24 protein-coding genes are annotated in these 25,606 nt (G+C 39.3%); 11 read left to right on the top strand and 13 right to left on the bottom strand.

What is annotated here, in order from left to right:
• The 7 genes from HGR01_RS28245 to HGR01_RS28215 form a co-directional block, all read right to left on the bottom strand.
• Entirely contained in the window at nt 1–978 is a 978-nt protein-coding gene (locus HGR01_RS28245) for an Npun_R2821/Npun_R2822 family protein (protein WP_045872346.1), read from the bottom strand.
• A gap of 3 nt (nt 979–981) precedes the next feature.
• Nucleotides 982–1,944: a glycosyltransferase family 10 domain-containing protein gene (locus HGR01_RS28240; RefSeq protein ID WP_194007731.1), complete on the bottom strand. Its 963-nt coding sequence runs from the start codon at nt 1,942–1,944 to the stop codon at nt 982–984.
• A 16-nt stretch (nt 1,945–1,960) separates the two neighbouring features.
• A complete protein-coding gene (locus tag HGR01_RS28235) occupies nt 1,961–3,169 on the bottom strand; it encodes a glycosyltransferase family 4 protein (RefSeq protein WP_045872347.1) in 1,209 nt (402 codons plus the stop codon).
• The gene (locus HGR01_RS28230; protein WP_045872348.1) at nt 3,162–5,492 is read right to left on the bottom strand and encodes an ATP-binding cassette domain-containing protein; all 2,331 of its coding nucleotides are present in this window, start codon (nt 5,490–5,492) and stop codon (nt 3,162–3,164) included. The genes HGR01_RS28235 and HGR01_RS28230 overlap by 8 nt, the downstream gene beginning before the upstream one ends.
• Nucleotides 5,493–5,669: 177 nt before the next feature.
• The gene (locus HGR01_RS28225) at nt 5,670–6,776 is read right to left on the bottom strand and encodes a glycosyltransferase family 4 protein (RefSeq protein WP_045872349.1); all 1,107 of its coding nucleotides are present in this window, start codon (nt 6,774–6,776) and stop codon (nt 5,670–5,672) included.
• Nucleotides 6,777–6,858: 82 nt separating this feature from the next.
• Entirely contained in the window at nt 6,859–7,698 is an 840-nt protein-coding gene (locus HGR01_RS28220) for a hypothetical protein (protein WP_045872350.1), read from the bottom strand.
• 127 nt (nt 7,699–7,825) lie between these two features.
• On the bottom strand, nt 7,826–8,053 hold the full coding sequence (locus HGR01_RS28215) for a hypothetical protein (protein ID WP_045872351.1): 228 nt from the start codon (nt 8,051–8,053) through the stop codon (nt 7,826–7,828).
• A 373-nt stretch (nt 8,054–8,426) separates the two neighbouring features.
• On the opposite strand from HGR01_RS28215, the gene gloB reads away from it, so the two are divergent.
• The 4 genes from gloB to dnaB all read left to right on the top strand — a co-directional run bounded on the left by gloB (nt 8,427) and on the right by dnaB (nt 13,113).
• The gene (gene gloB / locus HGR01_RS28210; RefSeq protein ID WP_045872352.1) at nt 8,427–9,200 is read left to right on the top strand and encodes a hydroxyacylglutathione hydrolase; all 774 of its coding nucleotides are present in this window, start codon (nt 8,427–8,429) and stop codon (nt 9,198–9,200) included.
• Nucleotides 9,201–9,236: 36 nt separating this feature from the next.
• Nucleotides 9,237–10,316: a DUF2817 domain-containing protein gene (locus tag HGR01_RS28205; protein ID WP_045872353.1), complete on the top strand. Its 1,080-nt coding sequence runs from the start codon at nt 9,237–9,239 to the stop codon at nt 10,314–10,316.
• Between the two features lie 165 nt (nt 10,317–10,481).
• The gene (gene rplI / locus HGR01_RS28200) at nt 10,482–10,940 is read left to right on the top strand and encodes a 50S ribosomal protein L9 (RefSeq protein ID WP_045872354.1); all 459 of its coding nucleotides are present in this window, start codon (nt 10,482–10,484) and stop codon (nt 10,938–10,940) included.
• Between the two features lie 289 nt (nt 10,941–11,229).
• Complete coding sequence (dnaB, locus tag HGR01_RS28195) at nt 11,230–13,113, top strand: replicative DNA helicase (RefSeq protein ID WP_045872355.1); 1,884 nt, start codon at nt 11,230–11,232, stop codon at nt 13,111–13,113.
• 85 nt (nt 13,114–13,198) lie between these two features.
• Here the strand turns inward: dnaB and HGR01_RS28190 are convergent, their stop codons facing one another.
• Both HGR01_RS28190 and HGR01_RS28185 read right to left on the bottom strand, forming a co-directional pair.
• Nucleotides 13,199–13,723 carry an FKBP-type peptidyl-prolyl cis-trans isomerase gene (locus HGR01_RS28190; protein ID WP_045872356.1) on the bottom strand — a complete coding sequence of 175 codons (525 nt, stop codon included), beginning with the start codon at nt 13,721–13,723 and terminating at the stop codon, nt 13,199–13,201.
• Between the two features lie 78 nt (nt 13,724–13,801).
• Entirely contained in the window at nt 13,802–14,125 is a 324-nt protein-coding gene (locus tag HGR01_RS28185; protein ID WP_045872357.1) for a phasin family protein, read from the bottom strand.
• Nucleotides 14,126–14,335: 210 nt separating this feature from the next.
• Between HGR01_RS28185 and HGR01_RS28180 the strand changes: the two genes are divergently transcribed.
• Nucleotides 14,336–14,644, top strand: a complete 309-nt coding sequence (locus tag HGR01_RS28180) for a TIGR03792 family protein (protein WP_045872447.1) — start codon at nt 14,336–14,338, stop codon at nt 14,642–14,644.
• A 147-nt stretch (nt 14,645–14,791) separates the two neighbouring features.
• On the opposite strand, the gene HGR01_RS28175 is transcribed toward HGR01_RS28180, so the two are convergent.
• Nucleotides 14,792–15,295, bottom strand: a complete 504-nt coding sequence (locus HGR01_RS28175; protein WP_045872358.1) for a 2TM domain-containing protein — start codon at nt 15,293–15,295, stop codon at nt 14,792–14,794.
• Nucleotides 15,296–15,628: 333 nt separating this feature from the next.
• Between HGR01_RS28175 and HGR01_RS28170 the strand changes: the two genes are divergently transcribed.
• Nucleotides 15,629–16,549: a phosphodiester glycosidase family protein gene (locus HGR01_RS28170; protein ID WP_194007730.1), complete on the top strand. Its 921-nt coding sequence runs from the start codon at nt 15,629–15,631 to the stop codon at nt 16,547–16,549.
• Nucleotides 16,550–16,674: 125 nt separating this feature from the next.
• Complete coding sequence (locus HGR01_RS28165) at nt 16,675–17,799, top strand: site-2 protease family protein (protein ID WP_045872359.1); 1,125 nt, start codon at nt 16,675–16,677, stop codon at nt 17,797–17,799.
• Between the two features lie 482 nt (nt 17,800–18,281).
• Here the strand turns inward: HGR01_RS28165 and HGR01_RS28160 are convergent, their stop codons facing one another.
• The 3 genes from HGR01_RS28160 to HGR01_RS28150 are packed head-to-tail and all read right to left on the bottom strand — an operon-like array spanning nt 18,282 to nt 19,489.
• On the bottom strand, nt 18,282–18,596 hold the full coding sequence (locus HGR01_RS28160; protein ID WP_309227632.1) for a PIN domain-containing protein: 315 nt from the start codon (nt 18,594–18,596) through the stop codon (nt 18,282–18,284).
• Nucleotides 18,593–18,874, bottom strand: coding sequence for a type II toxin-antitoxin system Phd/YefM family antitoxin (locus tag HGR01_RS28155; protein WP_045872361.1), 282 nt, complete (start codon nt 18,872–18,874; stop codon nt 18,593–18,595). The genes HGR01_RS28160 and HGR01_RS28155 overlap by 4 nt, the downstream gene beginning before the upstream one ends.
• Nucleotides 18,875–18,904: 30 nt before the next feature.
• On the bottom strand, nt 18,905–19,489 hold the full coding sequence (locus tag HGR01_RS28150; protein ID WP_264263933.1) for a Uma2 family endonuclease: 585 nt from the start codon (nt 19,487–19,489) through the stop codon (nt 18,905–18,907).
• A gap of 1,274 nt (nt 19,490–20,763) precedes the next feature.
• Between HGR01_RS28150 and argJ the strand changes: the two genes are divergently transcribed.
• The 4 genes from argJ (at nt 20,764) to HGR01_RS28130 (ending at nt 25,583) form a co-directional block, all read left to right on the top strand.
• A complete protein-coding gene (gene argJ / locus HGR01_RS28145) occupies nt 20,764–22,005 on the top strand; it encodes a bifunctional ornithine acetyltransferase/N-acetylglutamate synthase (RefSeq protein WP_045872364.1) in 1,242 nt (413 codons plus the stop codon).
• A 411-nt stretch (nt 22,006–22,416) separates the two neighbouring features.
• Nucleotides 22,417–23,184: a Mut7-C RNAse domain-containing protein gene (locus tag HGR01_RS28140; protein ID WP_045872449.1), complete on the top strand. Its 768-nt coding sequence runs from the start codon at nt 22,417–22,419 to the stop codon at nt 23,182–23,184.
• A 127-nt stretch (nt 23,185–23,311) separates the two neighbouring features.
• Nucleotides 23,312–23,953: an ROK family protein gene (locus tag HGR01_RS28135; RefSeq protein ID WP_045872365.1), complete on the top strand. Its 642-nt coding sequence runs from the start codon at nt 23,312–23,314 to the stop codon at nt 23,951–23,953.
• Nucleotides 23,954–24,212: 259 nt separating this feature from the next.
• Entirely contained in the window at nt 24,213–25,583 is a 1,371-nt protein-coding gene (locus tag HGR01_RS28130) for a serine/threonine-protein kinase (protein WP_045872366.1), read from the top strand.
• Nucleotides 25,584–25,606 lie beyond the last annotated feature (23 nt).

Genomic DNA, 25,606 nt, shown 5'->3' with positions numbered 1-25,606 from the left:
TTATCCTTGGTTAATTAATTTTAATTTTCTCAAAGCTCTAGTGAATAAATTTGGTGGTGGAGCGTCATAAGGTCTAGGGTGATCATGAAATAGTGGACGTTTTTCTGGCTCATGTAAGTAGCGATAGTAGAGAAATAAATCTCTATAAGGAAAATCAATATTCTCACCAGTACATACAGCTTGATGGATATTAGGAGGTACACCAATATAATGAAGATAAGTTAGTCGATTACCTTTGTCATAAAGAATATGCTCTTTTTCTTCAAAGTGCTTAGAGCCGACAGAACATCCTGTTACTTCATGAGATGGTAATTGTTGAGCAAAATTATAAATAGAAAGGTGAGATTTCATCACCATGTAGTTAATTAAAGGCTGTTCGCCAGCACCTTGATATAATATGTCTCTTTCATCATTTTGCAGAGACAGTATTAGAGATTTTATCTGCTCTTTTGAAAATACACCTTTTTTAGAAGCATAAAATCCAGAACAAAATATCTCTGAATTTATCCGTTCTTTGGCAAAAACTTCTAGTAATTGCGGAGAATCAACATTATATACTTTACTAACATCTTTAAATTGAAAGTCATAGACAACAAAGTCATAACTATCTAATTTTTGAAATACTGTTGCTAGTGAGTTCATCACTAAAGTATCAGCATCTAAATATATAAATTTCTCAAAGGGGCCATCAAAGGCACAAAACCGACGATGAGCGCCATAAAGTCGGGATTGACTACGATTCAATCTTTCTGGTGCAGCTGACACCATAAATTGATCCCAGTAATTTATAGATTCTTGGTTATTGTAAATAAATACATTAGGTCGCTTAGTAATTTCATCAGCAATTCGTTGTGTCTGGTCATCAAAAGGATAAATACAGACAGGAGTTTCAGAACCTAATATTGCATCAATACTGTTGAGTAAAGCTACCAATTGATCAAAAACATAATCATTCGCCAGAGTGCAAATACCATTCATATTTTATGAGTGTTGAGCTACAAAATTTGATAACCAATTCAGCAGATTGAGTTTATGTAAAATGATTTGACGTGCTTCTGCGATCGCATCTTTAGCTGCATACCACGCATCGGGAGTAGCAGTTACTTCTTGAATGTAAGCAAGACCTTTTTTATCTAAGCTAGGTAATCTTAAAAAACTACCAGGAGGTAATAATTTATCAGCAGCAGGGCCTCCATAGTAAATTGGTAAGCACCAAGCCAATAAACTATCCCAAAGTTTCTCACTGACATACCAATTATTACCAGTATAATTTTCAATCGCTAAGTTGTAAAAATATGGTGCCATTCCATACCATTTATTACTTAGTTCTCCGGTAATATTTGCCCATGCAGGTAAATTTCGACCGTACAAATCAAACTTCAATCCATTTGATTGTAAAGAACGTAAAAATTCTAAACGTTGGCGATGATTGGCTGTGCGACTAATTCCAGAAGTAATCCAACTACAAGTAGAAACTTTCGGAGGGCATGGCATTTCATCTAAATCCTGAAAGGAATTAGAATGGTACCAAATCGCAGGCATATAATCGGGAGTTGGAGCAAAGTCATCGGGGCCAGAAACATAGCCACAATAATTTTGAGCTTGCTGATAATTACGATTAGTAATCTCGATAATTTCCTCTAACGGTGGTTCCCTCAATAAATACATAATTCTTTCTTTACTCACACCACGAAGTAAAGAATTAATATCTACTGTTGTTGACTCTGCTTGACGTTTACGGAACTTATCTAACCAAGATTGTTGGGGAGATGGTTGGATAAAATCAAACTGATACATGAGTAGAAAATCTGGTTTAACTTCTGGCGCACGCATTTGGATATTTCCCCACATTCCAAATGGCTTGGGACTTTGCTGCCACAGCCAATCGGCTCTATTTTCTAGACCTCGATAGCTGCTAATCATCCCGATAGTTTTAATATTCATAATTAATTAAAAGTACTTAAGCAATTAAGGGCGGAAGCAAAGATTTATCAACGTAACTTAAAATTTTAGCGGCTCGATTTTCCCAAGAAAACTGCTGAACGAAATTTATACTATTGGCATAACCTTCTACTTTCCTGGGATGAGTTTTTAAAAGATGCTGCAGAGATTCAGCAAATTTTCTCGGATTATCAGGCTCACACCAAGCAGCAATAGCTGAGGTATTTTTAAATTCCATTAATGAAGGAATTTCTGTAGCGATAATGGGAGTTCCAGAAGCAAAATAATCAAATAATTTTAATGGAGATGTGAAAGTTGCAGCTGCTCCTAAACAATGGGGATGAGCTAAAATATCTGCGGCTTGGAGTAAAGATGCTAATTCATGGTGCAAGATATAGCCCAAAAATTTAATGTTGTGAACTTGTTTTTCTTGAGCTAATTTTTCATAATGTTCGACTTCAGTTGTATTACCACCTGCACAAACAAATTGTACATTTGGCATTTCGCTAGCTACCTCAATTAAGACATCAATACCTTTAAATTGCCGTAAACCTCCGGCATAGACTACTAAATGTGAATGTTGTTGTAATAATTTATTACGCCATTCTGCTGCCTTTTCTGGTTGTCTCTGCATAAATAAGCGATTAAAGCCATTGTGTAACTTAATCACTTTTTCTGGTGGCATACCATATTTAATCATTGATTCACGAATGGTATCGGCAACGGTAACTGCAATTTGAAACAGTGGATGATTGATAATTTCCGGCTCAAATTGCTTATCTTCATGATGGTGATGTTCGTAAATTGCTGGCACACCATTTTTAATGGCAGCTTTGACAAAATTCCAGTTGCGACTATGAACAAGTTTGGTAGTTGGCAGGATATGAAACGGAAAATAATATTTACAGGCAATGGTGTTGGAATTAGTAAATTTATAGTGTAGTTTATCAATGGGCCAAGGCATAGCTAAAGGAGCAACCTTTAACTTGTCATGCAGGTTGTAATATTTAATCAGTTCTATGGGTGTTGGTCGAGGTTGAAAAGGCAGCAGTAAATTAACTGGATTTAAAGTCTTGATTTGTGTTTCTGGATAAACTAAAACAGTTGAGTACCCGAGATTTGCTGCTCCGTTAGCTGCATTTGTAGATTGCACTAAATGAGCTTCAGGTTTTGGTAGGGTTTCGCCAACAAAAAATATATAGTGCTTCTTTAAAGCTGTTTTATTCATAACTATAGTTAGTAATAATATCTTCGAGGTTTTCCAATTTATCTAATAAATATATAGAAGATTGATAAGATTCTGATAGTAATTGATTTTGCTCTTCTGGGGTGGCTGATGTTTTATCTGCAAGAGAACGGATAGAACTGCGGATAAGATTGAGCGAAGTCCGAAAATCATAAGACATTTGAATCAAACTTGGTGGTTGGATAATTAAGCTGTTCGGATTTTGCTCAACAACTGGAAGTAAACTTTTGTTCGTTTTCAAGTTAACAATATCGTCAAAAATATCAATAATATTCAGAATTCTCCAGGCTGATTTGTAGGTTTCTTCAATGATTTCGTGGCGCTCTTCAACATCATCTATCAGCTCCTCAAGTAATAAGTTGAGGAATCCAATCATTGAGTTCAGTTGTGTCCGAATTTCGTGCGAAATGCGGACTAAGCTTGGATTGTATTGAGTAACGACCTCAGGATAGGTAACCTGCGCTGAGTATTTCCGCATAGCACTGAGGATTTTTAACCTTGGCGAGTTCTTATCAGGACGATCGCTAAATTGCATTGAATAGAGGCGCGAGTAAAAACCACCTTTTTCTAACAATTCTTCGTGGGTACCTGTCTCTACTACTTTTCCATGATCTAAGACTGCTATTTGATCGGCTTTTTGGACTGTAGATAGACGGTGAGCAATTACCAAAGTTGTGCGATCGCGGCTGAGATCATCTAGCGCACTTTGAACTAGGCGTTCGGAAACAGTATCTAAGGCGCTGGTGGCTTCGTCGAGAATTAGAATTTCTGGATTTTGCACTAAGGCGCGAGCGATCGCTAATCTTTGCCTTTGTCCTCCAGATAACATGACACCGCGATCGCCAATTAAGGTATCAAATTCTTGTGGCAATTTAATAATAAACTCGTATGCGTTCGCCTGTTTGGCAGCCGCGATAATTTCCTCTTCGCTAGCTTCCGGTCTGCCATAGGAAATGTTATTTCGTACTGAGTCATTAAACAGAAAGGTATCTTGACTAACAATCCCCATCCGTTTTCTTAGGGATATAACATCAAATTCCCGCAAGTCTTTACCGTCAATAGTAATGGAGCCAGCTACTGGGTCATAAAATCTGGGTAACAAGTCTGCTAAAGTTGATTTCCCTGCTCCAGAACCGCCTACTAATGCCAGAGTTTTACCACGGGGTAAATCTAATGTCACATCTTGAAGCACCAACTTTTCATGACCAGGGTAGTTAAAGGACAATGAATTAAAACTGACTCCCTTTTCTAATTTTGTATATGTCAGCTCACCGTTGCCCATGAATGGCTTGTTAGTGAAGCTTAAAAATTCACTTACCATGTCCACACTAGTAGATGTGCTGGCAAAACTACTGCGAATGGAATTGAGTTGCGAAATTAATGGCAGTACCCGCAATAAAACCAATAAATAGGTTAAAAGTACAGCAGAAAGAGATACTATCTGATCGGCAAAGAAAATTTTACTTAATAAGACAATCAGCATTAAAGCTGAAACTCCCATGACTTCACTCAAAGGCCCGATCGCTTCTGAGTTAACTTGAGATTGAAAATCTGCCTTTTCACGCGCACGAATTAGCTTTTTAATATGTTGAAATTCTCTGGATTCGTTGCCTGTTGACTTAACTAAGCGAATACCATTGAGGACTTCTAATAAAGAAATTGAATATGCACTAGACATTTCACTCAGCTGCTTGCCAAACTTTCGAGAACGAGTAATAGCAGACTGGTTGATTAAAGTTACTAAAGACAGCAACAGTGTAGAAATAATTGTCAATTCCCAAGATATTGACAGTAATAACCCAATAAAAACAAAGATGGTAATTGAGAGTATTATTAATCTAATAGTACTGCCTAAAGTACTCGCTGTACGTCCAATTTCCCCACCTAGTTTATTAATTAAATCGCCAACTTTTGTTTTGGCATAATAATCTATATCAACGTCCAATAATAACTTTAATCCAGCTTCTCGCATATCTGATGTCAGCATTCTGCTTAAAGAGCTAGATGCTAAACTTCCAGTATAATTTGCTAAGTTTTTTAAAAATATTGTGAAAATAATCGCTCCAGCCATCACCCCAACACGGTAATTTTCTGGAACTTTATCAAAAGGAGACATAATAGCTGTTAAAAGCTTTGGCGCATTGGTTAAATCTACTTCTTGCCCGACAATTCTTAAAATTACTGGCACAATTAAAGTTGTACTTATACCATTAAATAATGCTCCGGAAAAGCCTAAAATTATTGTCAAAATAATCAAACCAGGATAAGGCTTGGCAAATCTGAGTAGCAATTTTTTGGTAGACATCAGTTCTGCGTATCATAATTTATTTATTATTAACACGAATATTACCGATGTCACTACATTGGCTAATTTTCATATTTATGATCAATTTTTTCAGGGTAAATACGTATTTTCTTAAAAAGAGAAATTTAAAAAAATATTAGTTTGTGAAAAAGATTTAATTTTTCTATAAAGATATATTCACAACCGAAAAATTACTGATTTTAAATGAAAAGCCATAGATTCCACACTATATTTTTCTATACATCGCTCACGTGATTTTCTACCACGGACATTTGCTGAATCTAAATCGTCAAATATTAATTGAATTGTTGTTGCAATTTGCTCTGGGTTAGCAGGTTCAACTAAATAACCAGTTTCACCCAAAATTTCGGGAATATCACCGACTTTTGTGGATAATACAGGTTTAGCCATTGACATTCCATCTGTAAGTTTCAGTGGAAATTGTGCGCGAGTTTCGGGTGTATCTCTTTGGGGAACAACAATAATGTGAGCAGCAGCCACTACATCAGGCATTATTTCAGCAGGATAATTAGGCAATTTGATAATCCAATTTCCCCAATTTTGTTGAAGTTGCTGATCGTAATCATCATAAGGACTACCACCAACAATTACTAACTTAAAGTCAGGTTGATTAATTTTATCTAGCGCTATGAGAACATCTTCTAAGCCTTTATAAGGTCGAGGAGCACCGGGAAACATTAAAATTTTATATGCAGATAAACCGTAGCGAATTCTGCTGTCTTCAGGTTGATATTTAGTTGGATCGAATAAAGATGTATCTTTGCCATTGGGAATTAAAGTACCGCCAAAACGCTGCTGGAGAAATTGAGTATGTACTGTCATAGCATCGGCATAATTTCTCCAATTCTCCATCCATTTGATATATAAAGGATGATGAGGATTTTTCAGCGCTCCATCTGGTTTAAATAAGTCCCTAGCTAATTGTTTAACTGTGGGTTGATATTTCCACTCATCACCACCATGCCAACTGAGTTCCCAGTCGTCTATATCTAAAACTATTGGCTTTTTGCTAGATATTTTTTTTAGTAAAGCGACTCCAAAACTGGCTAAATTCGGCTTAATTGCATAAACTATATCTCCTTTAATTTTGGGTATAATTTTGCGGATTTCTTGAGCAAAGCCTGGAAAATTGCTTCCAGGTAAATGGTAGATTTTAAATTCTGCTGGTAAATCGCTATATAATTTATTGCCAAATAAAAAACCAATAATTTCTACCTCAATATCTAAAGTTTTAATAGCTTTACCTAACAAGTAGGCACGCATAATAGCAGCACTTGATAAATCAGAGACTATTATTGATACTAGGGAAATGTTTTTCACTTATTTATTAATTAATTAATTAAAATTATTTAGTACGCCAAGGGTTAGTAATTTGATTTGGCATAAATAGTGGAGCTAATTTATCGAATATTCTCGTGTAAACAGAGCGAGTCACATCTTTAGCATATTGAGGTCGGTAAGGGTAAGTACAGTGCAATACTTTAATTCCCTCATGAATGTTGTAACATTCCTTCCATTTGCTGAGATAGTTATAGGTAGGAGGTAAGACTTTTATCTTTGGTTTAACAGTGGCGATCGCAGCTGCAAAAGCACCTTGGTCTTTTAATAGCAATTTATCTTGATTATTCTTGATAATTTCAAAATAATGCTTGAATTCATCAAAAAATTTGGCAGTTATTTCTGTTTTGCGAAAAGCAATAAAGCCACCATTGTATTGAATACTATCTTCCTGAAGTGGTAAACCTATAGCTTGTAAAGTTGGCAGAACATCTGCTAATATATCTTGCTGTTTACCTCTCAATAAATTTGTGGCTTTAATAATACTAGGCTGTACATCCTCGGTTAATAATAAATCTTCCATTTCTAAAGCTTCAAATACATCATTAATTGGTGATAGTAAGCAAATATCTGAATCTAAGTAGATGGTTTTTTGGAATTCCGAAGCTACATATAAAGCTAATTTTGCTTCTCGTGATGCTAAAACAGTATTTTCATTTGCTGGTGCAGGTTTTAAAATGACATTTTTGAAAGCTTTTAAGAAAAGGTAGAAGATTGGCGGAACTCGGTCAATTAAAATAATGATTGGCTCTTGATGAAATTTTCTCACAGATGCCAAAAAATGAATGCAGTCTTGAAAAGAATACATTCCTGTTAAAATAGTAATAAATCCTCTTTCAAAATTCATAATTAATATAATATTTATTATTTAACAGCGAATGCTTGCTGCTTAAACAACAAGCATTCGCTAAATCTTAAACTTTATGGTTTAGTTTCATTACTTTCAGAAAAAATAATGAATTACTTATCGTTTATTACCAATCCAATAATTTCAGTTGTCCTGTTTGGATATGATCGAAGACACGATTAATCAGGCGGCGTTCTCCCTCAGAAATATCACCATTAGCCAAAATAGTAGATGTCAGTAAAGTATGGTCTTGACGGCTCATTGTGCCTGATGAAATAATTTTATCGACAATTTTCTTCACAGCAGTTTCTGCTGGGGTACTGATGCTTGGATAAAGCAAGGCTGGGGAATTCATAAATCTCCTATAGATGCAAGTGAGCATGACAATATTTGCTAGACCTCTGTATTGCAAAAGGTTGGCAGGAAAATTTTTGAAATATTAAATTTTCTTGAATTAAACAAATATTGTTGATGCCTGATGACCGAAATTCTTTTTGTCGTAAGACAAGAAGAACAACATTAATCTAGCGTCGCATTTATGCTTCTTTCCAGAGAGATTGTACTGATTAATCTCATTACTTAATAAGTACCTTCACCCTCACCACCGGGAAAATACGGTTTTTCACGCTGATGTCTCATGATTTTTCCCGCTAAAATGAACAAAATATAAATAATTCGTATAGCTAGTACAAATAGCTCTGATGTTCTGCTCTGAGGAAATTGAGTTTATGCAGGTCATTCGTCTGGAAGCACTCTCGGATAACTATATATTCTTGCTGTACGATCGCACGCAAAATATCGCCGCTGCTGTCGATCCCGCAGAGGCTGAACCTGTATTCAGGAAACTAACCGAACTTAACGCTAAGTTAGTAGCGATTTTTAACACCCACCACCATCACGATCATGTGGGTGGTAATCAGCAGTTGATGCAAAAATTTCCTGAGCTAACAGTCTATGCTGGAGTCGAGGATCGGGGAAGAATCCCAGGACAAACAGTTTTTCTTGAAGATGGCTCTCATGTACAGTTTGGCGATCGCGTCGCTGGAGTCATCTTCGTTCCTGGACATACCCGCGCGCACATTGCTTACTATTTTCCCCCAGAAGTAGCTGGGGAACCAGGGGACTTATTCTGTGGCGATACTCTATTTGCAGGGGGTTGTGGTCGTATATTTGAAGGGACTCCTGCACAAATGGTGAACTCGTTAAATAAACTGCGCTCTCTACCTGATAATACAAAAGTCTGGTGCGCCCATGAATATACGTTAAAAAATTTACAATTTGCCTTAACTGTTGATGGTGAAAACGCTGACTTACAAAAACGCTTTGATGAAGTGAAAGCCTACCGTAGCCAGGGAAAAGCTACCATTCCTTCAACGATAGGGGTGGAGAAAAGTACCAATCCTTTTTTACGCTGGGAACAGCCAACACTACAATCAGCGGCTAAAAGTAACGATCCGGTGCAGACTTTTGCGCGGATCAGGGGGATGAAAGATAAATTTTAGCTATTTGGGTTTTGGGGTTTGGTTTTTGGTGTTTGTATGCTTGATGATGCTGGTTTTTCTCCTAATTACAACGCAGCACGGAAGCGGTTTCGGGATGCGGCGTTAGCTTTGGGATGTAGCTTAGAAGCATATCCCATAGAGCAAATAGGGCCAGATGGGGCAGATTTAACTATTGATGTGGCTTTTTTAGGAAACCCCAACTCGCAAAAAATTGTAGTTGTCTCTAGTGGATTGCATGGCGTGGAGGGATTTTTTGGTTCGGCTGTGCAATGTGCTTTGCTAGAGAAGCGTCTGGTAAATTGGAACCAAAGCCAAGGGATTGCTTTATTACTTTTACACGCCTTGAATCCTTACGGCTTTGCTTGGCGCAGGCGGTGGAATGAGGAGAATATCGACCTCAACCGTAATTTTCTGCTACCTGGCGAAGTATATAGTGGGAGTCCGGCAAAATATGGTGAGTTAAATGCTTTTTTCAATCCAACTTCACCACCATCTCAGTTTGAGCCATTTCTGTTAAAGGCGATCGCAATTATTCTCCGCTATGGCATCAATTCTTTAACCAGCACGCTACCAGTAGGACAATATGATTTTCCCCAAGGGTTATTTTTTGGCGGACATCAACCCTCAAAGACTTATCAGATTCTGGATAATAATTTTGCTCGGTGGATGGGGAATGCCACAGATGTCGTACATATTGACTTACATACAGGGTTAGGTAAGAAGGCAACCTATAAACTTTTTATTGATTATTCGCCGGAGTCTGAGTCTACCCAATGGCTAATTGCGAAGTTTGGTGCGAATTATGTGGAACCTTATCTAGCCAGAAAAGTTGCTTACAAGTTTCGTGGGGGTTTGGGAAATTGGTGTCAGGCAAAAGTTTCCCAATGTAATTACAGGTATCTTACCGCAGAATTTGGTACTTATTCAGTCATTCAAGTAGTGGAGGCATTACGAGCCGAAAACCGCGCTCATTTCTTTTCGCCAGCAAATCACCCATCTAAAGAATCGACAAGCCAGCGCTTAATGGAAGTTTTTGTGCCTGCGGATCGGGGTTGGCGGAATGCGGTAGTCTCCCAAGGACTAGATTTGGTAGATCGCGCGATCGCGGCGCTATAAGCAATACAATTTTTTTGCACCCTAATAGTTGCGATCGCCCCCTGCGATTCGCTAGGATCTGTAAGCTTTAGGGTATTGACCAAGCCGCTTGGGATACAGCTACACATCTGTGAGCTATCCGGCTGCACCCCAAGTTAATGAGATTCTACAGGAAAACGAAAAACAATGGTGAAACGCGTACAGTTAGTTTTAACTCAAGATGTGAGTAAGTTGGGAAAATTAGGAGATTTAGTAGATGTAGCTCCTGGCTATGCTCGTAATTATCTAATTCCGCAAAAATTAGCAACTCATGCTACTCCTGGTATTCTCAAGCAAGTAGAACGCCGTCGTGAACAAGAACGTCAACGGCAATTAGAGCTGAGACAACAAGCTTTAGAACAACAAGCAGCTTTAGAAAAAATTAGCAGCTTGAAAATTGCCAAGCAGGTTGGTGAAAACGAAGCTATTTTCGGTACTGTTACCGCTCAAGACGTTGCAGATGCAATTCAAGCAGCTACAAATCAAGAAATTGATCGTCGCGGTATTACACTTCCCGATATTAACCACCTGGGCACTTACAAAGCTGAAATTAAGCTACATTCAGAAGTAACCGCACAAGTAACTATTGAAGTTGTTGCTAGCTAACTGAATTAATTACTAATTCGTAATTCGTAATTCGTAGTTTGTGAGGCAGTACAGTCTTGGGGTCTCCCCAAGTTAAGTAACTGCCGAACCCAAAGGGTAATTCGTAATTTATTTAGGATACAGAATAAGTTGATTTGTTGAGGTCACAAGACAAATATTTTTGCTGATTTCTAGTTACTAAATTCATCTACGGACTAATCAAGAATTACGAATTCACAATTACGAATTATTGGCAATTTTTTATCATCAAGGTAACAAAGCAATCTGGCTCGCCAGTTGAACATCGCTTATGGCTGAAGAACTAAGTTTTCAGGGCAATGGTAGCGATCGCCTTCCACCCCAAAATATTGAGGCAGAAGAAGCGATTTTGGGGGGGATTTTGCTCGATCCAGAAGCGATTGGAAGAGTCAGCGATCGCTTAGTTGCCGAAGCTTTTTACATTAGCGCCCATAAAGATATTTATCAAGCAGCATTGCGACTACACGCGCAGGGTAAACCTACAGACTTACTAGCAGTGACAAGTTGGCTAGCGGATCACGATTTGCTCAATCGGATTGGCGGGAGAAATAAATTAGCCACCCTTGTAGATCGCACAGTGTCAGCCGTCAATATTGACGCTTTAGCAAGCTTAGTCATGGATAAATACCAGCGGCGACAGTTAATTAAAGCTGGTAATGAAATTGTTCATCTTGGTTACGAAACAGAGAAAGAATTACCAATTGTTTTAGATCAAGCAGAACAAAAAGTATTTGGCATTACTCAAGAACGTGCCCAATCAGGATTAGTTCATATTTCAGATACATTAATTAGTAATTTTCAGGATATTGAAGAGCGAAATCAAGGTATTGCTTTACCTGGAATTACTTGTAGTTTTTACGATTTAGATGCTCTTACTAGTGGCTTTCAGCGTTCTGATTTGATTATTGTGGCTGCAAGGCCGGCAATGGGGAAAACAGCATTTTGCCTGAACCTTGCTTATAATATTGCTGCTTCTCATAGAATGCCAGTTGCTGTTTTCAGTTTAGAAATGTCTAAAGAACAACTGGTACAGCGTCTATTAGCAAGTGAAGCAGGAATTGAAAGTGGTTATTTAAGAAGTGGCAGACTTAGTCAAGCACAATGGGAACCTTTAAGCCGCGCTATTGGTATGCTTTCAGAGATGCCAATTTTTATTGATGACACGCCAAATATTACAGTAACCCAAATGCGTAGTCAGGCAAGACGATTGCAAGCCGAACAAGGCATGGAACTGGGTTTAATTGTGATAGATTACTTGCAATTGATGGAAGGAGCAGGTGATAACCGTGTACAAGAATTATCTAAAATTACACGTTCTTTAAAAGGTTTAGCGCGGGAATTATCGGTTCCAGTTATTGCTTTATCTCAGTTAAGTCGAGGGGTGGAAGCACGTACTAATAAACGCCCAATGCTGTCAGATTTAAGAGAATCTGGATGTTTAACTGGCGATACTTTAGTGACCTTAGCAGATACTGGAGTACAAGTACCAATTCGTAATTTAGTAGGCAAATCTGGCTTTTCAGTTTTGGCATTAAATGAAGCGACAATGCAGTTAGAAAAAGCAATAGTTAGTAATGCCTTTTCAACAGGAGTCAAGCCTATATTTTTATTAAAAACTCGTTTAGGGCGTAAAATTCGAGCCACAGGTAATCACAAATTTTTAACTATTAATGGCTGGAAGAGACTGGACAGTTTAGAAATAGGAGATCGCCTAGCTTTACCAATGCAATCTTTAGCTGATGTTGCTCATTGTGGAACAACACTTTATAAGCAAAATGTGAGCCGAGAAAGAGCTTCAAGACTGGCTACAGTTGTCAAATCAGCAGAAATAAATCTTTTAGCTAATAGCGATATTTATTGGGATGAAATCGTTGCAATCCAACCTGATGGGGAAGAAGAAGTTTATGATTTAACAGTTCCTAATCTACATAATTTCATTGCAAACAACATCATAGTTCATAATTCTATTGAACAGGATGCGGATTTAGTAATCATGTTATATAGGGACGATTACTACAATAATGATAGTCCCGATCGCGGTATTGCAGAAGTGATAGTAGCTAAACACCGTAACGGCCCAACAGGTACAGTTAAACTTTTATTCGATCCTCAGTTTACAAAGTTTAAAAACCTAGCCAGGCCCAATAATTATTAACTAGTAATTATTAAATAATTGATTACTGGGGCTAGAACAGAATTCAATCCCCAGTCCCTAGTCCCCAGTCCCCAGTCCCTAATCCCTAGTTAACATCTAGTAATTCCACGTCAAAAATCAGGGTAGCGTTGGGTGGAATTACACCACCAGCACCACGAGCGCCATAACCTAACTCTGGCGGGATAATTAGCTGACGACTACCGCCGACTTTCATTGTACTGAGTCCTTCGTCCCAGCCTTTGATCACTTGTCCGCGTCCGATATTAAACTCGAAAGGACGATTGCGATCGCGTGAACTATCAAACTTTGTACCATCTTTTAGAGTGCCGGTGTAGTGAACTACAACCTTTTGTCCGGTTTGAGGAGTTGCACCAGTCCCCTCTTTTAGTTCAATGTACTTCAATCCAGAAGGGGTAGTGACAGCATTGGCATCAGACATAGTATTGCTCGCAATCAAGGTATTGTTTTCAGGGACAGCTATGGCTGCTGGTGTTGGTTGGCTGAGATTAGCAGCAATGGCAGAGTCTTGTTTACTGCCGCCAATTTGCGCTAATACTAAAACCACAACACACGCCAGCATTAATCCAACGCTGAGTATAATTGCTTTCAAAATTAACCCTCCCTACTTAGGTAGTTTGGAAAAAATGACCAATAGGACACAAATTAGTTTAAAGCACAAAGTGATATCCTAACGCCAAAGCTTATTTTCTAAATCCCGCACTTGACGTTCTAAACGGTCAATTCTACCCCGTAGCTCGTCTACCTCTGACTGACGAGCTACTCCTAAATCTTGCATCATATTACGCATTTGCCGTTGCATCTGAGTTTCCCAAGTGCCTTGCTCTGATCGCAACTGCTGTACAATATCATCCATCACAGCTTTTGCTTGCTCAGGATTCAGCTTGCCATCTTTGACTAATTCATCACTGACTTGTCGCAGTTTGTCAGCTACTAAAGATGTTGTGCCAATACCAAGCATTACTAACTGCTGCATCCAATTGTTATTATCCATACTCCCTTCCTCTTAATTATTTAAAACTAGCTAATCGCGGGCAAATCCCACAACCAAACATGATAATCACTCTTCTCTAGTCCCTAGCCCCTAATTTGAAGACAGCCAGCCCTTGCTATAACTTCTACGCAAATCAGCTATGCTAAAAGCGTAGTTACTCTAGCCTACAACTCTATTTTGGCAAATTGGCAAATACAAGGAATGCAGGGCATAGTTATAGAATTCCTTAAGTTTAAAATTCCTTCCCAGATGCAGGAAATCTTTATCCAGAAGGATGCGGAAATCTGGACAACAGCCCTTGCTCAATATTCTGGGTTCCTGGGTAAAGAAGTTTGGCTGAATCCCCAAGATCCTACAGAAATTATATTTGTGATTCGTTGGGCAACAAAAGAGCAATGGCAAGCTATACCGCTAGAAGAATTAGCAGCTATTGAACAAAAGTTTGCTGTAGCCTTGGGAGATACTTATGAGTTGGTGGAGTCAGCAGAGTATCAACAAGGTTTGGGGGGAAAAGGTTAAAGGGTAAGGGTTAAAGGTTCTTGTTTTGCCTTTTATCCTTGTGTCCTTCACCCACAAATATTTAATGATATCCAAGTAAGTCATGAGCCATCAGAAAGCCTGACAAATGACAGCCCTTAGCAGTTCTCTTTAATTTCGCCGTACTACTTAAGTCTGCAATGCTTTAAAACACCTATTCAAAACTGAATTGATAGTTTGTTTAATTTGGTGTGTGCGATTCCAGCGTTGGAAAGCTTTTTCGTAGTCTTCACCTTGAGTTTGGAAGGTATTCCAGATATCAAGCCCCACCAAGAAACTACAGAATAGCAAAATATACAGTGCCCAAGAGACACCGCCACCACTAATTAAATCAACTAGGATAAAAAAAGCATTGACGATCGCATAATTGCCCAAACGCTTTTTAAATCTACCTCGGCGGTAAAGGTTAAAAACTTGCCGACGTTGCACTTCGCTCTGTTGCACTTGCCAGTCGCGTTCTGCTAGTTGTAAGGTATCTGGAGAAATTTCTAACTCAGCGGCGATTTCTATTAACTCCTGATAGGAAAATTCTCTATCTATATTTTCAGCATGACTTGCGATCGCCAACTGGAGAATCTGCTGTACCTCTTCTTGGCTATAAGAACGGATGCTTTTTGGTTCAAATGCCGTCATAATTCTTTCTCTAAGTATTAATTTTAATAACGATTTACCGCTCGATAGAAGTTGCCTAACTACGCCAGCACCATGAGCACTATTTTCATTATGTCTACACTAACAAATCTAGATAGTGTCTTAGGTAGGAATTTCTAGAAAAATCTCCCAGTACAGTTTTTCTCTTTGGAACGAAAGCAGAGAGTTTTCTGACGCACCACAACCTATCAGACAGTACGTTAGGCTAACACTATAACTTTAGTTAGTAGATTTCTTCGTCAGAATTACATAGACTGCAATTTTGATATTAGGGGTGCATAAACATGAGATTGACTGCTGTTACTTAATTGAGCTATGCATCATCGCTACAAAGTTTACATCAGAAGATTTTTGCTGGCAGGTCTTTCTAGCTTGCTTTTAGCACCCGCACTGTTCTATGGATGGTTGTGTATTTTACGTCCATCCCGAAGCGATCGCCAGCAAGTATTGTTTCAGGGAATTGTGTATCAACGTCGCGCTGTTTCCCAGATGCGTCCAGTGATGCTTCATATCGTCACTATTGACTTGAGCGCGCCGGGAGTCAAACCTTTGGTAACTCCCGGCTTACCTGAGAAAGGTAAAAAAACTAACGCCCGAACTACCTCAGAATTTCTGAATGAATTTAAGTTGCAATTGGCGGTAAATGGAAGTTATTTCCATCATTTTTATGAAAAATCTCCTTGGGACTACTATCCTCATAGCGGCGATCCTTCCTATCCTTTAGGAGAAGTCATTTCTAATGGACATCGTTATTCCAAGCCAGAAGAAAATAAGGCTGTGCTGTGCTTTGCCCAAAATAATCTGGCGCAAATCTTTGCTAATGGCAAATGCCCAAAAGATACATTTCAAGCCATTGCAGGGCAAGAAATGTTAGTTACTGAGGGCAAGCCTGTGATTTCTCATCTACAAGAAAATAAACCTTACCCACGTTTAGCAGCAGCAATCAACCAGAAGGGTAATAAACTCTGGCTAATTGCTGTAGATGGCAAACAACCTTTCTATAGTGAAGGATTGACTCTCACTGAATTAACCAAGACTGCTATAGATTTAGGTGCTGATGCTGCAATCAATATGGATGGTGGTGGTTCAGTCACACTAGTTATGGGAAAAGCTAATGGCGCAAAGATATTAAATGCTCCTGCTCATACCAAACTACCTATGCGGGAACGTCCAGTTGGCAATCATTTAGGTTTTTACGCTTTGCCGACATCTGTAAACACAGCTAAATCGAAATAACCGCACCTATAAAGACGGACACCCCTACCAACAGAAAGATTAATGTTCGTTTACATTTCGTTACACTGGAAACATCAAGAGGAATGAAAGCAAACCTCTAGAAACAAAAATCAAAGGTGAACGACATGAATGGCACAATACGCGTTGGTAATCTCTTTGGGATTCCCTTCTATATCCATCCGTCGTGGTTTTTAGTTCTGGGTTTAGTAACTTGGACTTATAGCAGCGGACTGATGGGGCAATTCCCGCAATTATCTGGAGGACTAGCTTTAGTACTAGGATTGATGACAGCGCTGTTGTTATTTGCCTCTGTCGTCGCCCATGAATTAGGACATAGCTTTGTAGCTATTCGCCAAGGAATTGATGTTAAATCAATCACATTATTTATCTTTGGTGGTTTAGCCAGCTTAGAGAAAGAATCGAAAACCCCTGGTGAAGCTTTTTGGGTAGCGATCGCAGGGCCGTTAGTTAGTCTCTTAATCTGCGGTTTAACTACAGGTATTGGTTACGCTACAGCCGCCACCGGGCCACTCGCAGCAATATTAGGTGTGTTAGCTGCTGTTAACCTGGCATTAGCGCTATTTAACCTCATTCCTGGCTTGCCCTTAGATGGGGGTAATATACTGAAAGCCTTAGTTTGGAAGATTACAGGCAATCCTTATAAAGGCGTGACTTTTGCCAGCCGAGTTGGACAGATATTTGGTTGGGTTGCGATCGCTTCTGGTTTACTTCCCATACTATTCTTCGGTAGCTTTGCGAATATCTGGAACTTGTTAATCGGGTTCTTCTTGCTGCAAAACGCAGGTAACGCCGCGCAATTTGCTAGAGTCCAAGAAAAACTCACAGGTTTAACTGCTGCGGATGTTGTCACCCCAAATAGTCCGATTGTTTCTGCTAACCTAACTCTTAGAGAATTCGCTGATGAACGCATCTTAAGTGGCGAACAATGGCATCGCTTCTTAGTAACCGATGATGAAGGACAATTAGTAGGTGCGATCGCAGCTCATGATTTGCGAACCATCCCTACAGCCGAGTGGTCAGAAACTCAAGTTAAACAAGTAATGCGACCAATTGCAGAATCTACCACAGTCCAATCAGACAAGCCATTAGTAGAAGTAGTTCAGCTACTTGAACAACAACAAATCTCTGCACTTCCTGTAATTCGTGAAAATGGCGTACTCGTGGGAATTTTAGAGAAAGCTGCGATTATCCAACTACTACAACGCAGATCTCAATTTAACCCTGCATAGTTTTCCCATCACATAGACTCCTTCTCAACCCTCCCTCAGAATTTCTGAGGGAATTTTTTATAGGAAATTTTTACTAAGTTTGCTTTGATCGCCATATTTTTAGATCAATACGCTTAGGTTAAGCTCATTAGCGATTGATTTGTCACTGATTAAAAAAGCTCTTTCAATTGGGGGAGAATCCCCCAAACCCCCGATTGGGTGACGGTTGCGTCCCCCAAACCCCCTCCAAAATTATTATTCTGTTTTTTGTTGATTTTGAATGGTCTGTTTCTCTTACAAAGTTTGGCGGGACGGAAACCGACACCGCCAACTTTGCGCTATTTACGCCGTGCTGTACTAGTTTTTTGGTTTTGTTATCAATTAATTTTCTTAACTGATTAGATAACAAACCAGTTCTCTATTTTCAAGTTTTGAAAATCTGCATAGTCTGAAATATTATTTGTTACCAGAGTGAGATTATTCACTTGAGCGATCGCAGCAATTTATCCATCTGCATAAGCTGGAGGTTTACCAATTAATGTCAACCTTGCTCGTGCTAGGGCAAACCATTCAGATGCGGCGACATTGTAGGGAAGAATGGGAATATTTGGTTCAATTATATCTTGCAAATACTGCTCAATTCTCTCTCGCTTTCTAGAAGCTGGCAGACGATAGCAACCAAATAATAATTCATGCCATGTAACTGAGGAAATAGTAACTTCTCCCTGATACCGTTGCAACATAGAGATAATAGTCGGATTCGGTTGTAACTTCAATGGTTCAGAGATGATGTTAGTATCCAATAAGAAAAGACTCAAAGATTCACCTCACGCCCAGAAGATTTATCGCGTACATCCTGCCATACTTCATCGGGATTAATATCGATGCCTTCTTCTATGATTTCTTGGCGAAATTTTGTGACAGATTCCCAAAAACGAGGGCTTTTATTCAACAATCTCTCGTATTCTGCAGATGACAGAATAACTGCTACTTGCTGACCTTGCCGTGTAATCTGTATCGGTTCGCCTTGTTCAACTTCTTCAATAATTCTGTTAAAGTTAACCGGAATTTCTTCAATTGAATATTGCTGAGACATAAATATTTAACTCTATTGATTCTTAAAAGTTTATAGCTGGCGAAATTGGCTTTTCAAGTCGCGCAACATTTTACTGGTTCCTCTATCAATGGCTTTTTGCACCATTTGAGGAATTAGTTCGGTTAAGGGTAGATCCGGAAAGATGGGACTGATGGAAGCTTCCACATAGCCTTCATTAGAAAGAAGATATATTTTTAACTGTTTGTTGCGGTAAATCCAAACTTCGGGAATACCCATCGCTTCGTAAGCATCAAGGGTGGTTGTAGAGGTAACATCAGACTCTATGGCTAAATCTGGCGGTGGATACTCTGTTAAATCCAAATTGGTACAGCCTTGTACTCGGCCAGCGTTTTGGATGTAGAAGCAAGTATCTGGTTCAATACCAGCAATTTCTGGACGTTTTAGAGTAGTTGAACCGAAATCTTCCCAATCTCGTTCTTGAATATCCAAAATAGCTTTGACGACATCGGCAATAATGCGGTGGGGACGTTCATGCAAGGCTAGTGGGGACATGATTTCTAAAATCCCTCGGTAGTAAGTGACGCGACTACTGCGCTTTTCTCCTAAGTCGGTGAGAATTTGCTCAAAGTCTTGCCAGGAGAGGTTAGAGATCATAATCTGGCTACCGGGAGTAAGTTCGATAGCTTGAATAGGGACGCTGACGCTCATCTTTTTGCTTCACTAACTCCTGCGCTATTTCTTCCATACTGACACGCCACTTGCCAGTATGAAGCCGTTGCATTATTTCCTTATCCTAAGTAAGTCGGCATTTAAATACTACCAATTCTGCATTCGGGTTCAGGTTTAAATTTTGGTTTGTGGTCAGCTGTCAATTATCATTGAAGAGTTAAGGCGATCGCACTACACGCTTGTACCCTCTGATATCGCTAGTGTTCGGTAGTTGCTTTACAAAATGTGATAACAAGAGATTATGAAGATGGGTTATACCCCTCACCACCAAAATGTTATACTCTGTTAACAATATACGCTCATGCTCTCAAAAGCTATCTAAGTAGCGCTGCTTTTGATTGAGCAAACCCAGCCTCAAAAAATTTGCCAAAAATTTATACAAAAAACTTTCATTGGGGGGTCTTGCCCATCACCACAAAGATGCTATACTCATGTTATATAGATGCACCCTGATGACCTGGAGAGCTGCCCAAGTAGCTCTCTTTTTTTTGTGAATTACAAAAAATCGGCGGGAAGGTTTACTTAGGGCATTGGGCATTGGTAGCTTTTCCTCTGCCCACGAACTTTTAGGGGTGAGATGAGCTTAACTAGTAGTCTCTTAACTCTAAAGAAAGTAGAAACCACTCAAGTATCATCTTTGAGAATTTCTGCTAGGCAAAACATTAGACGCGATCGCGTCTGTACTGGCTAATCTGTAGCTGATTATCAGGAGTCTTCATCAGAATTTTGAATCAAGGCATTTAATAACAAGTAGTATCACTCATGTTAAAAATCTACTCATCTGCTAAGTAAATGCACCCTGATAATTTGAAAATTTGCCAAAGTAGTTGCCTTTTGTATTTTTTGTGTTAACCTGAAAGCCAACTTCACCATATTTTCATAAAAACCTGATTAAGGGGTATTGCCCCTCAGCAAAAATATGTTATGATGTGGTATATAGATGCACCCTGATGATCTGGAGAGCTGCCCAAGTGGCTCTCCTTTTTCAATTTTTGGTATTTGTCAAGGGTCATTTGGTAATTGGTAATTGGTGTTTGGTGTTTGGTGTTTGTTATTTCCCCTCATCTCCCTCATCCCCAAGTCCCCAGTCCCCAGTCCCCAGTCCCCAATCCTATGGAATTTTGAAGTTTGAATTTTGAATTACATAAGACTTGGTATAATCGCCAGTCGAGCCATTAGATAGTTGTGGGAGAATCATCATGGCAGACTGGCAGGAGATTACAGGTGGTATCACAGCACCAAGGGGATATCGAGCAGCAGGGATTACCGCAGGTTTAAAGCCTTCGGGATTACCTGATTTAGCTTTGATATGGTCAGATGTGGAAGCGATCGCAGCAGGTGTGTTTACCACTAGTCAAGTTAGAGCCGCCTGTGTAGATTATTGTCGCCAACGCTTACAAGCCAAGCAGAATACACGGGCAATTCTCTGTAATGCTGGACAAGCAAACGCCGCTACAGGTACTCAAGGCTGGTTTGATGCTTTGGAATCAGCGATGACAGTAGGCCAAGCTTTGAATATCCCTAGTGAATCTGTGTTATTGGCTTCCACTGGGGTGATTGGACAGCGCATCAAGATGGATAAACTTAAAGCCGGAATTCCGCAACTAGTAGCTGCACTTTCAGAAACAGGCTCAGATGCAGCTGCGGGAGCAATTATCACTACAGATTTGGTGCCTAAATCCATTGCCTTAGAGACAACTATAGGCGATCGCCCGGTGCGAATTGGTGGAATTGCCAAAGGTTCGGGGATGATTCACCCAAATATGGCAACTATGCTGGCATTTGTTACCTGTGATGCAGTTGTATCGCCAGCACTTTGGCAACAAATGTTGAGTCGCGCCGCCGACAGAAGCTTTAATTCCATTACCGTTGATGGTGATACCAGCACCAATGACAGCTTAATCGCCTTAGCCAATGGACAATCCCGCACTCCAGCGATTATCGAAATGGGGACAGAAGCGGAAAAACTAGAAGCGATGTTAACAGCAGTATGCCAGCATTTAGCAAAAGCGATCGCCCGTGATGGTGAAGGTGCAACTTGTCTAATGGAAGTGCAAGTTACAGGGGCCCATGATGAAACTTCAGCGCGTCAAATCGCTAAAACTATTGCAGGTTCATCCTTAGTGAAATCTGCAATTTTTGGCCGCGATCCTAACTGGGGAAGGATAGCCGCCGCCGCTGGACGTGCAGGTGTACCCTTTGAGCAAGAAAATTTGCAAATCAAGCTAGGGGATTTTTTACTTTTAGAAAATGGTCAACCGCTATCATTTGATCGTGCAGTAGCGAGTGCTTATTTAAAACAAGCCGCAGCAGGTGCTTATCTCAAAGAAGATACAGTATTAATCTCTGTGAGCGTTGGTAATGGTTATGGTACTGGTAAAGCTTGGGGTTGTGACTTGAGTTACGACTATGTGAAAATTAACGCCGAATACACTACTTGATAAATTGGTAATTGGTAATTGGTCAGGACTTACGCAAGCAAAATTTGTCATTGCGACCGGAACGAAGTGTAGGGAAGCAATCCCAGAATCTCAGGCGATTATGTCGCTGCGCTCGTAATGACTTAATTACGTGACTTTTGCGTAAGTCCTATTGGTAATTAAACTTCGTTCGTGTGAGGAAAGAGAATTTTTCCAAGAAATCAAAGGTTACGGAGTGTTGTGAAAAATCGTATCAGCTAATCAGTGTTTAAATTGCATCAACCCAGTGGGCAAGATGCCTACCCCAAAGGAGATTGATAAAATTTTAATATGCACAATAGATGTGTTTTAGCTGAGAGGAATAAATTAGAGGTAACTAATACCGCAAATTTCCCATTACCAATTGCCCATTACCAATTACCAATTACCATTATGGCTATTACTTATTTCCACTTTTATGCAGAATTAAACGATTTTTTACCACGCAATAAAAGGCGAGTCAAAATCATACATAATTTTGGGGAAAGAGCCTCAATTAAAGATATGATTGAGTCGTTAGGTGTTCCCCATCCAGAAGTTGATGCTATTGAAGTAAATAATAATTATGTAGATTTTTCTTATATTGTTCAGGATGGAGACATTATCAATGTTTATCCTATCTCTGAGACAAATACATCCAGTATTTCTGTGCGTCCGCAACCACTGAGTATTATTCGCTTTGTTTTAGATATTCATTTAGGTAAGTTAGCCACATCTTTAAGACTGTTAGGTTTTGATACTTTATATCGTAATGATTATGGTGATGAAGAATTAGCTGAAGTTTCTCACAGCCAAGAACGGATTCTTTTGACACGTGATAAGGGTTTATTAATGCGTAGTCTTGTAACGCATGGTTATTACGTTAGAAGCACAAATCCTCAACAGCAAATCATAGAAATACTACGACGCTTTGATTTGTTTAAGTTAGTATCACCCTTTCAAAGATGTTTGCGTTGCAATGGCTTGCTTGAATCGATAGCGAAGGAAACTATCATGCATCTACTTCCTGAAAGTGTGCAATTACAAAATCAGGAATTTCATCGTTGCCAAAGCTGCGCTCAAATTTATTGGAAAGGAACCCATTATGAACGGTTGCAACAGTTTATTGATGGAGTCTTAGATTCGGAAAAAACTGAGCAATTCAATCATGAGCATCATTGAGATCTGCTGCTCAAAGTAAAAGATGATAGCGATAAATGGATTTGCACAAGCTAAATCCAAAAAATAATCCAAAATCTAAAATTCAAAATCTCAAATCCAAAATCTAAAATTCAAAATCTAAAATTGTATGACATCAATATTAGCTCTCGACTTTGGCGGAACTAAGTTAGCCGCAGCAACGGTAAATGTTGGTTCTCGACAATGGCTGCGTTATGAACGTCGCCTATCACCAGCGATCGCTAATGGTCAGCCTTGGCGCGGTACAGGGGGGATGGCTGGAGAAATTGGACATATTGTAGTAGACCCAGCTGGCCCGGTATGTTTATGTGGTAAACGTGGATGTGTGGAACGTTTGGCTTCCGGCCCCTACATGGTGCAAAATGCCAGGGAAGCTTTAACAGCACAGCCGAAACTCTGGGAAGGAAAGATATTGCGGAGTTTGGTAGAGGATAATTTAGAACTATTAACAGGACAATTAATCAGTCAAGCGGCTGCTGCTGGGGATGATTTAGCTGTAGAGGTTTTACGCAAATCTGCTTGGGCTTTAGGTACAGGTATAGGTAATATAGCAAACTTAGTCAACCCGCAATTATTTATCTTAGGTGGGAGTGTAACTAAAGCTGGCACTCAATGGTGGGAAGTTTTACGTCAGGTAGCAAGAGAAACAGCACTACCAGAAGTTGATTTTGAAATTGTTTCAGCGGCTTTAGCTGATGATGCGCCTTTATGGGGTGCTGTTGCTTTAGCAGAATTAAAATTAGCTAACTAAAAGAGATTGGTCGCAACAATCATAAATGTCTTCTTGTCTGTATAGATATAGAAATCCAGTTGATTTTTTGCATAAATTACGCACCCTAAAAGTTTAAGTGTCGAATAGGCAAATGTGCAACTGAGTCTATTGTCAAAATCCCATAGGAATCGTTTAACAGCAAAACTATAAGAATTATTAGTAAAAGAGAGATCAGTACCGGAGTACAAGAGAATTTAAGATATATTTTAGTTGTTAATAAAATGACAGCGATAGCTATATGATCTGCTGCCTAAACCCCGATTGTCCAAATCCTCAAAATCCTGAAGGCTCCCACTTTTGTTTAAGCTGTGGAACAGGATTAGTGTATCTACTAAGAAATCGTTATCGTATTATCCAACCAATTGGCAGAGGAGGGTTTGCACGTACTTATCTAGCAGAAGATATAGACAAGCTCAACGAGAAATGTGTTGTTAAACAGCTAGTTCGCGGTCAATTTTACAGTGGTGGCGGTAGCGATGCTCAAAAAAAAGCAACTGAGTTGTTTGAGAGAGAAGCTAAACGCTTACAAGAGTTAGGAAAACATGACCAAATCCCCACACTTTTAGCTTACTTTAAAGAAAATGACTACCTGTATGTAGTGCAAGAGTTGATTGAGGGACAAAATCTGTTGCAGGAGTTAAAGCAGCAGGGAGTATTTGATGAAACAAAAATTCGTCAGCTATTAAGTGACTTGTTACCTGTTCTGAATACCATCCACGAACAACAAGTTATCCACCGCGATATTAAAGCCGAAAATATTATTCGCCGTCAACATGATGGTAAGTTAGTGTTGATTGATTTTGGTGTATCCAAGCAAAAAACAGAAGCAGCAAACACAGCACCAGGAACAATTATCGGTTCTTTGGGCTATGCACCAATAGAACAACTGCAGTTAGGTACTGCTTACCCGTCTAGCGATTTATATAGTTTGGGAATCACTTGTTTTCATCTGCTGACTAACGTGACTCCATCCCAACTATGGATGAAGCAAGGTTTTAGCTGGACTAATAATTGGCGCAGTCAATTGTCGCAACCAATTAGTCAGGAATTAGGGCTGATTCTCGATAGGTTAATGCCAGAAAACCACGAGCAACGTTATCAATCTGCTCAGGCAGTATTATTAGATTTAAATGTTCAGCCAGGTTTAAATCCCAAGGTACCACATACCATCTTTTCACCAGAACAGTTATTTCAATCACGGGGACGGATTCCCCAACAAACTAACCAAAGTGTTTCACACATATCGCTATCAGAACTATTACCTGGGGCTGTGATTGTAGGTACAGGTAGTTCTTTTTTAGCTATTGTCTTACTGAGTTTTTTAGGAACTACGTTGATTAGTTCGGGGTTATGGTTGATAATTTTAGGATTTGTAATTTTTATTCAATCTCGCCCTGTATTTGAGAAGAGTTATTTATTTTTAATTGCGCTAATAACCAATTTATTTATCGTGTTTATCTTCCAGCGCTGGCAAATTATTAATCCTTTACGCTCAGGCATTAATGGGTTGATAGTTGCGTTTTTGTTAATTATTTTAGCTGGCTTGTTGGCATTTATTTTGTCGGGTACATCACAGTTAATGAATAAACTAATGTCTAAATATTTCTGATTATTTTTGAATATCGGTTTATT

The sequence above is a fragment of the Tolypothrix sp. PCC 7712 genome (assembly GCF_025860405.1).
GTDB classification, from domain to species: domain Bacteria; phylum Cyanobacteriota; class Cyanobacteriia; order Cyanobacteriales; family Nostocaceae; genus Aulosira; species Aulosira diplosiphon.
Note: the sequence above shows the minus strand (reverse complement) of the source record. Positions and strands in the feature narration are given on the sequence as shown.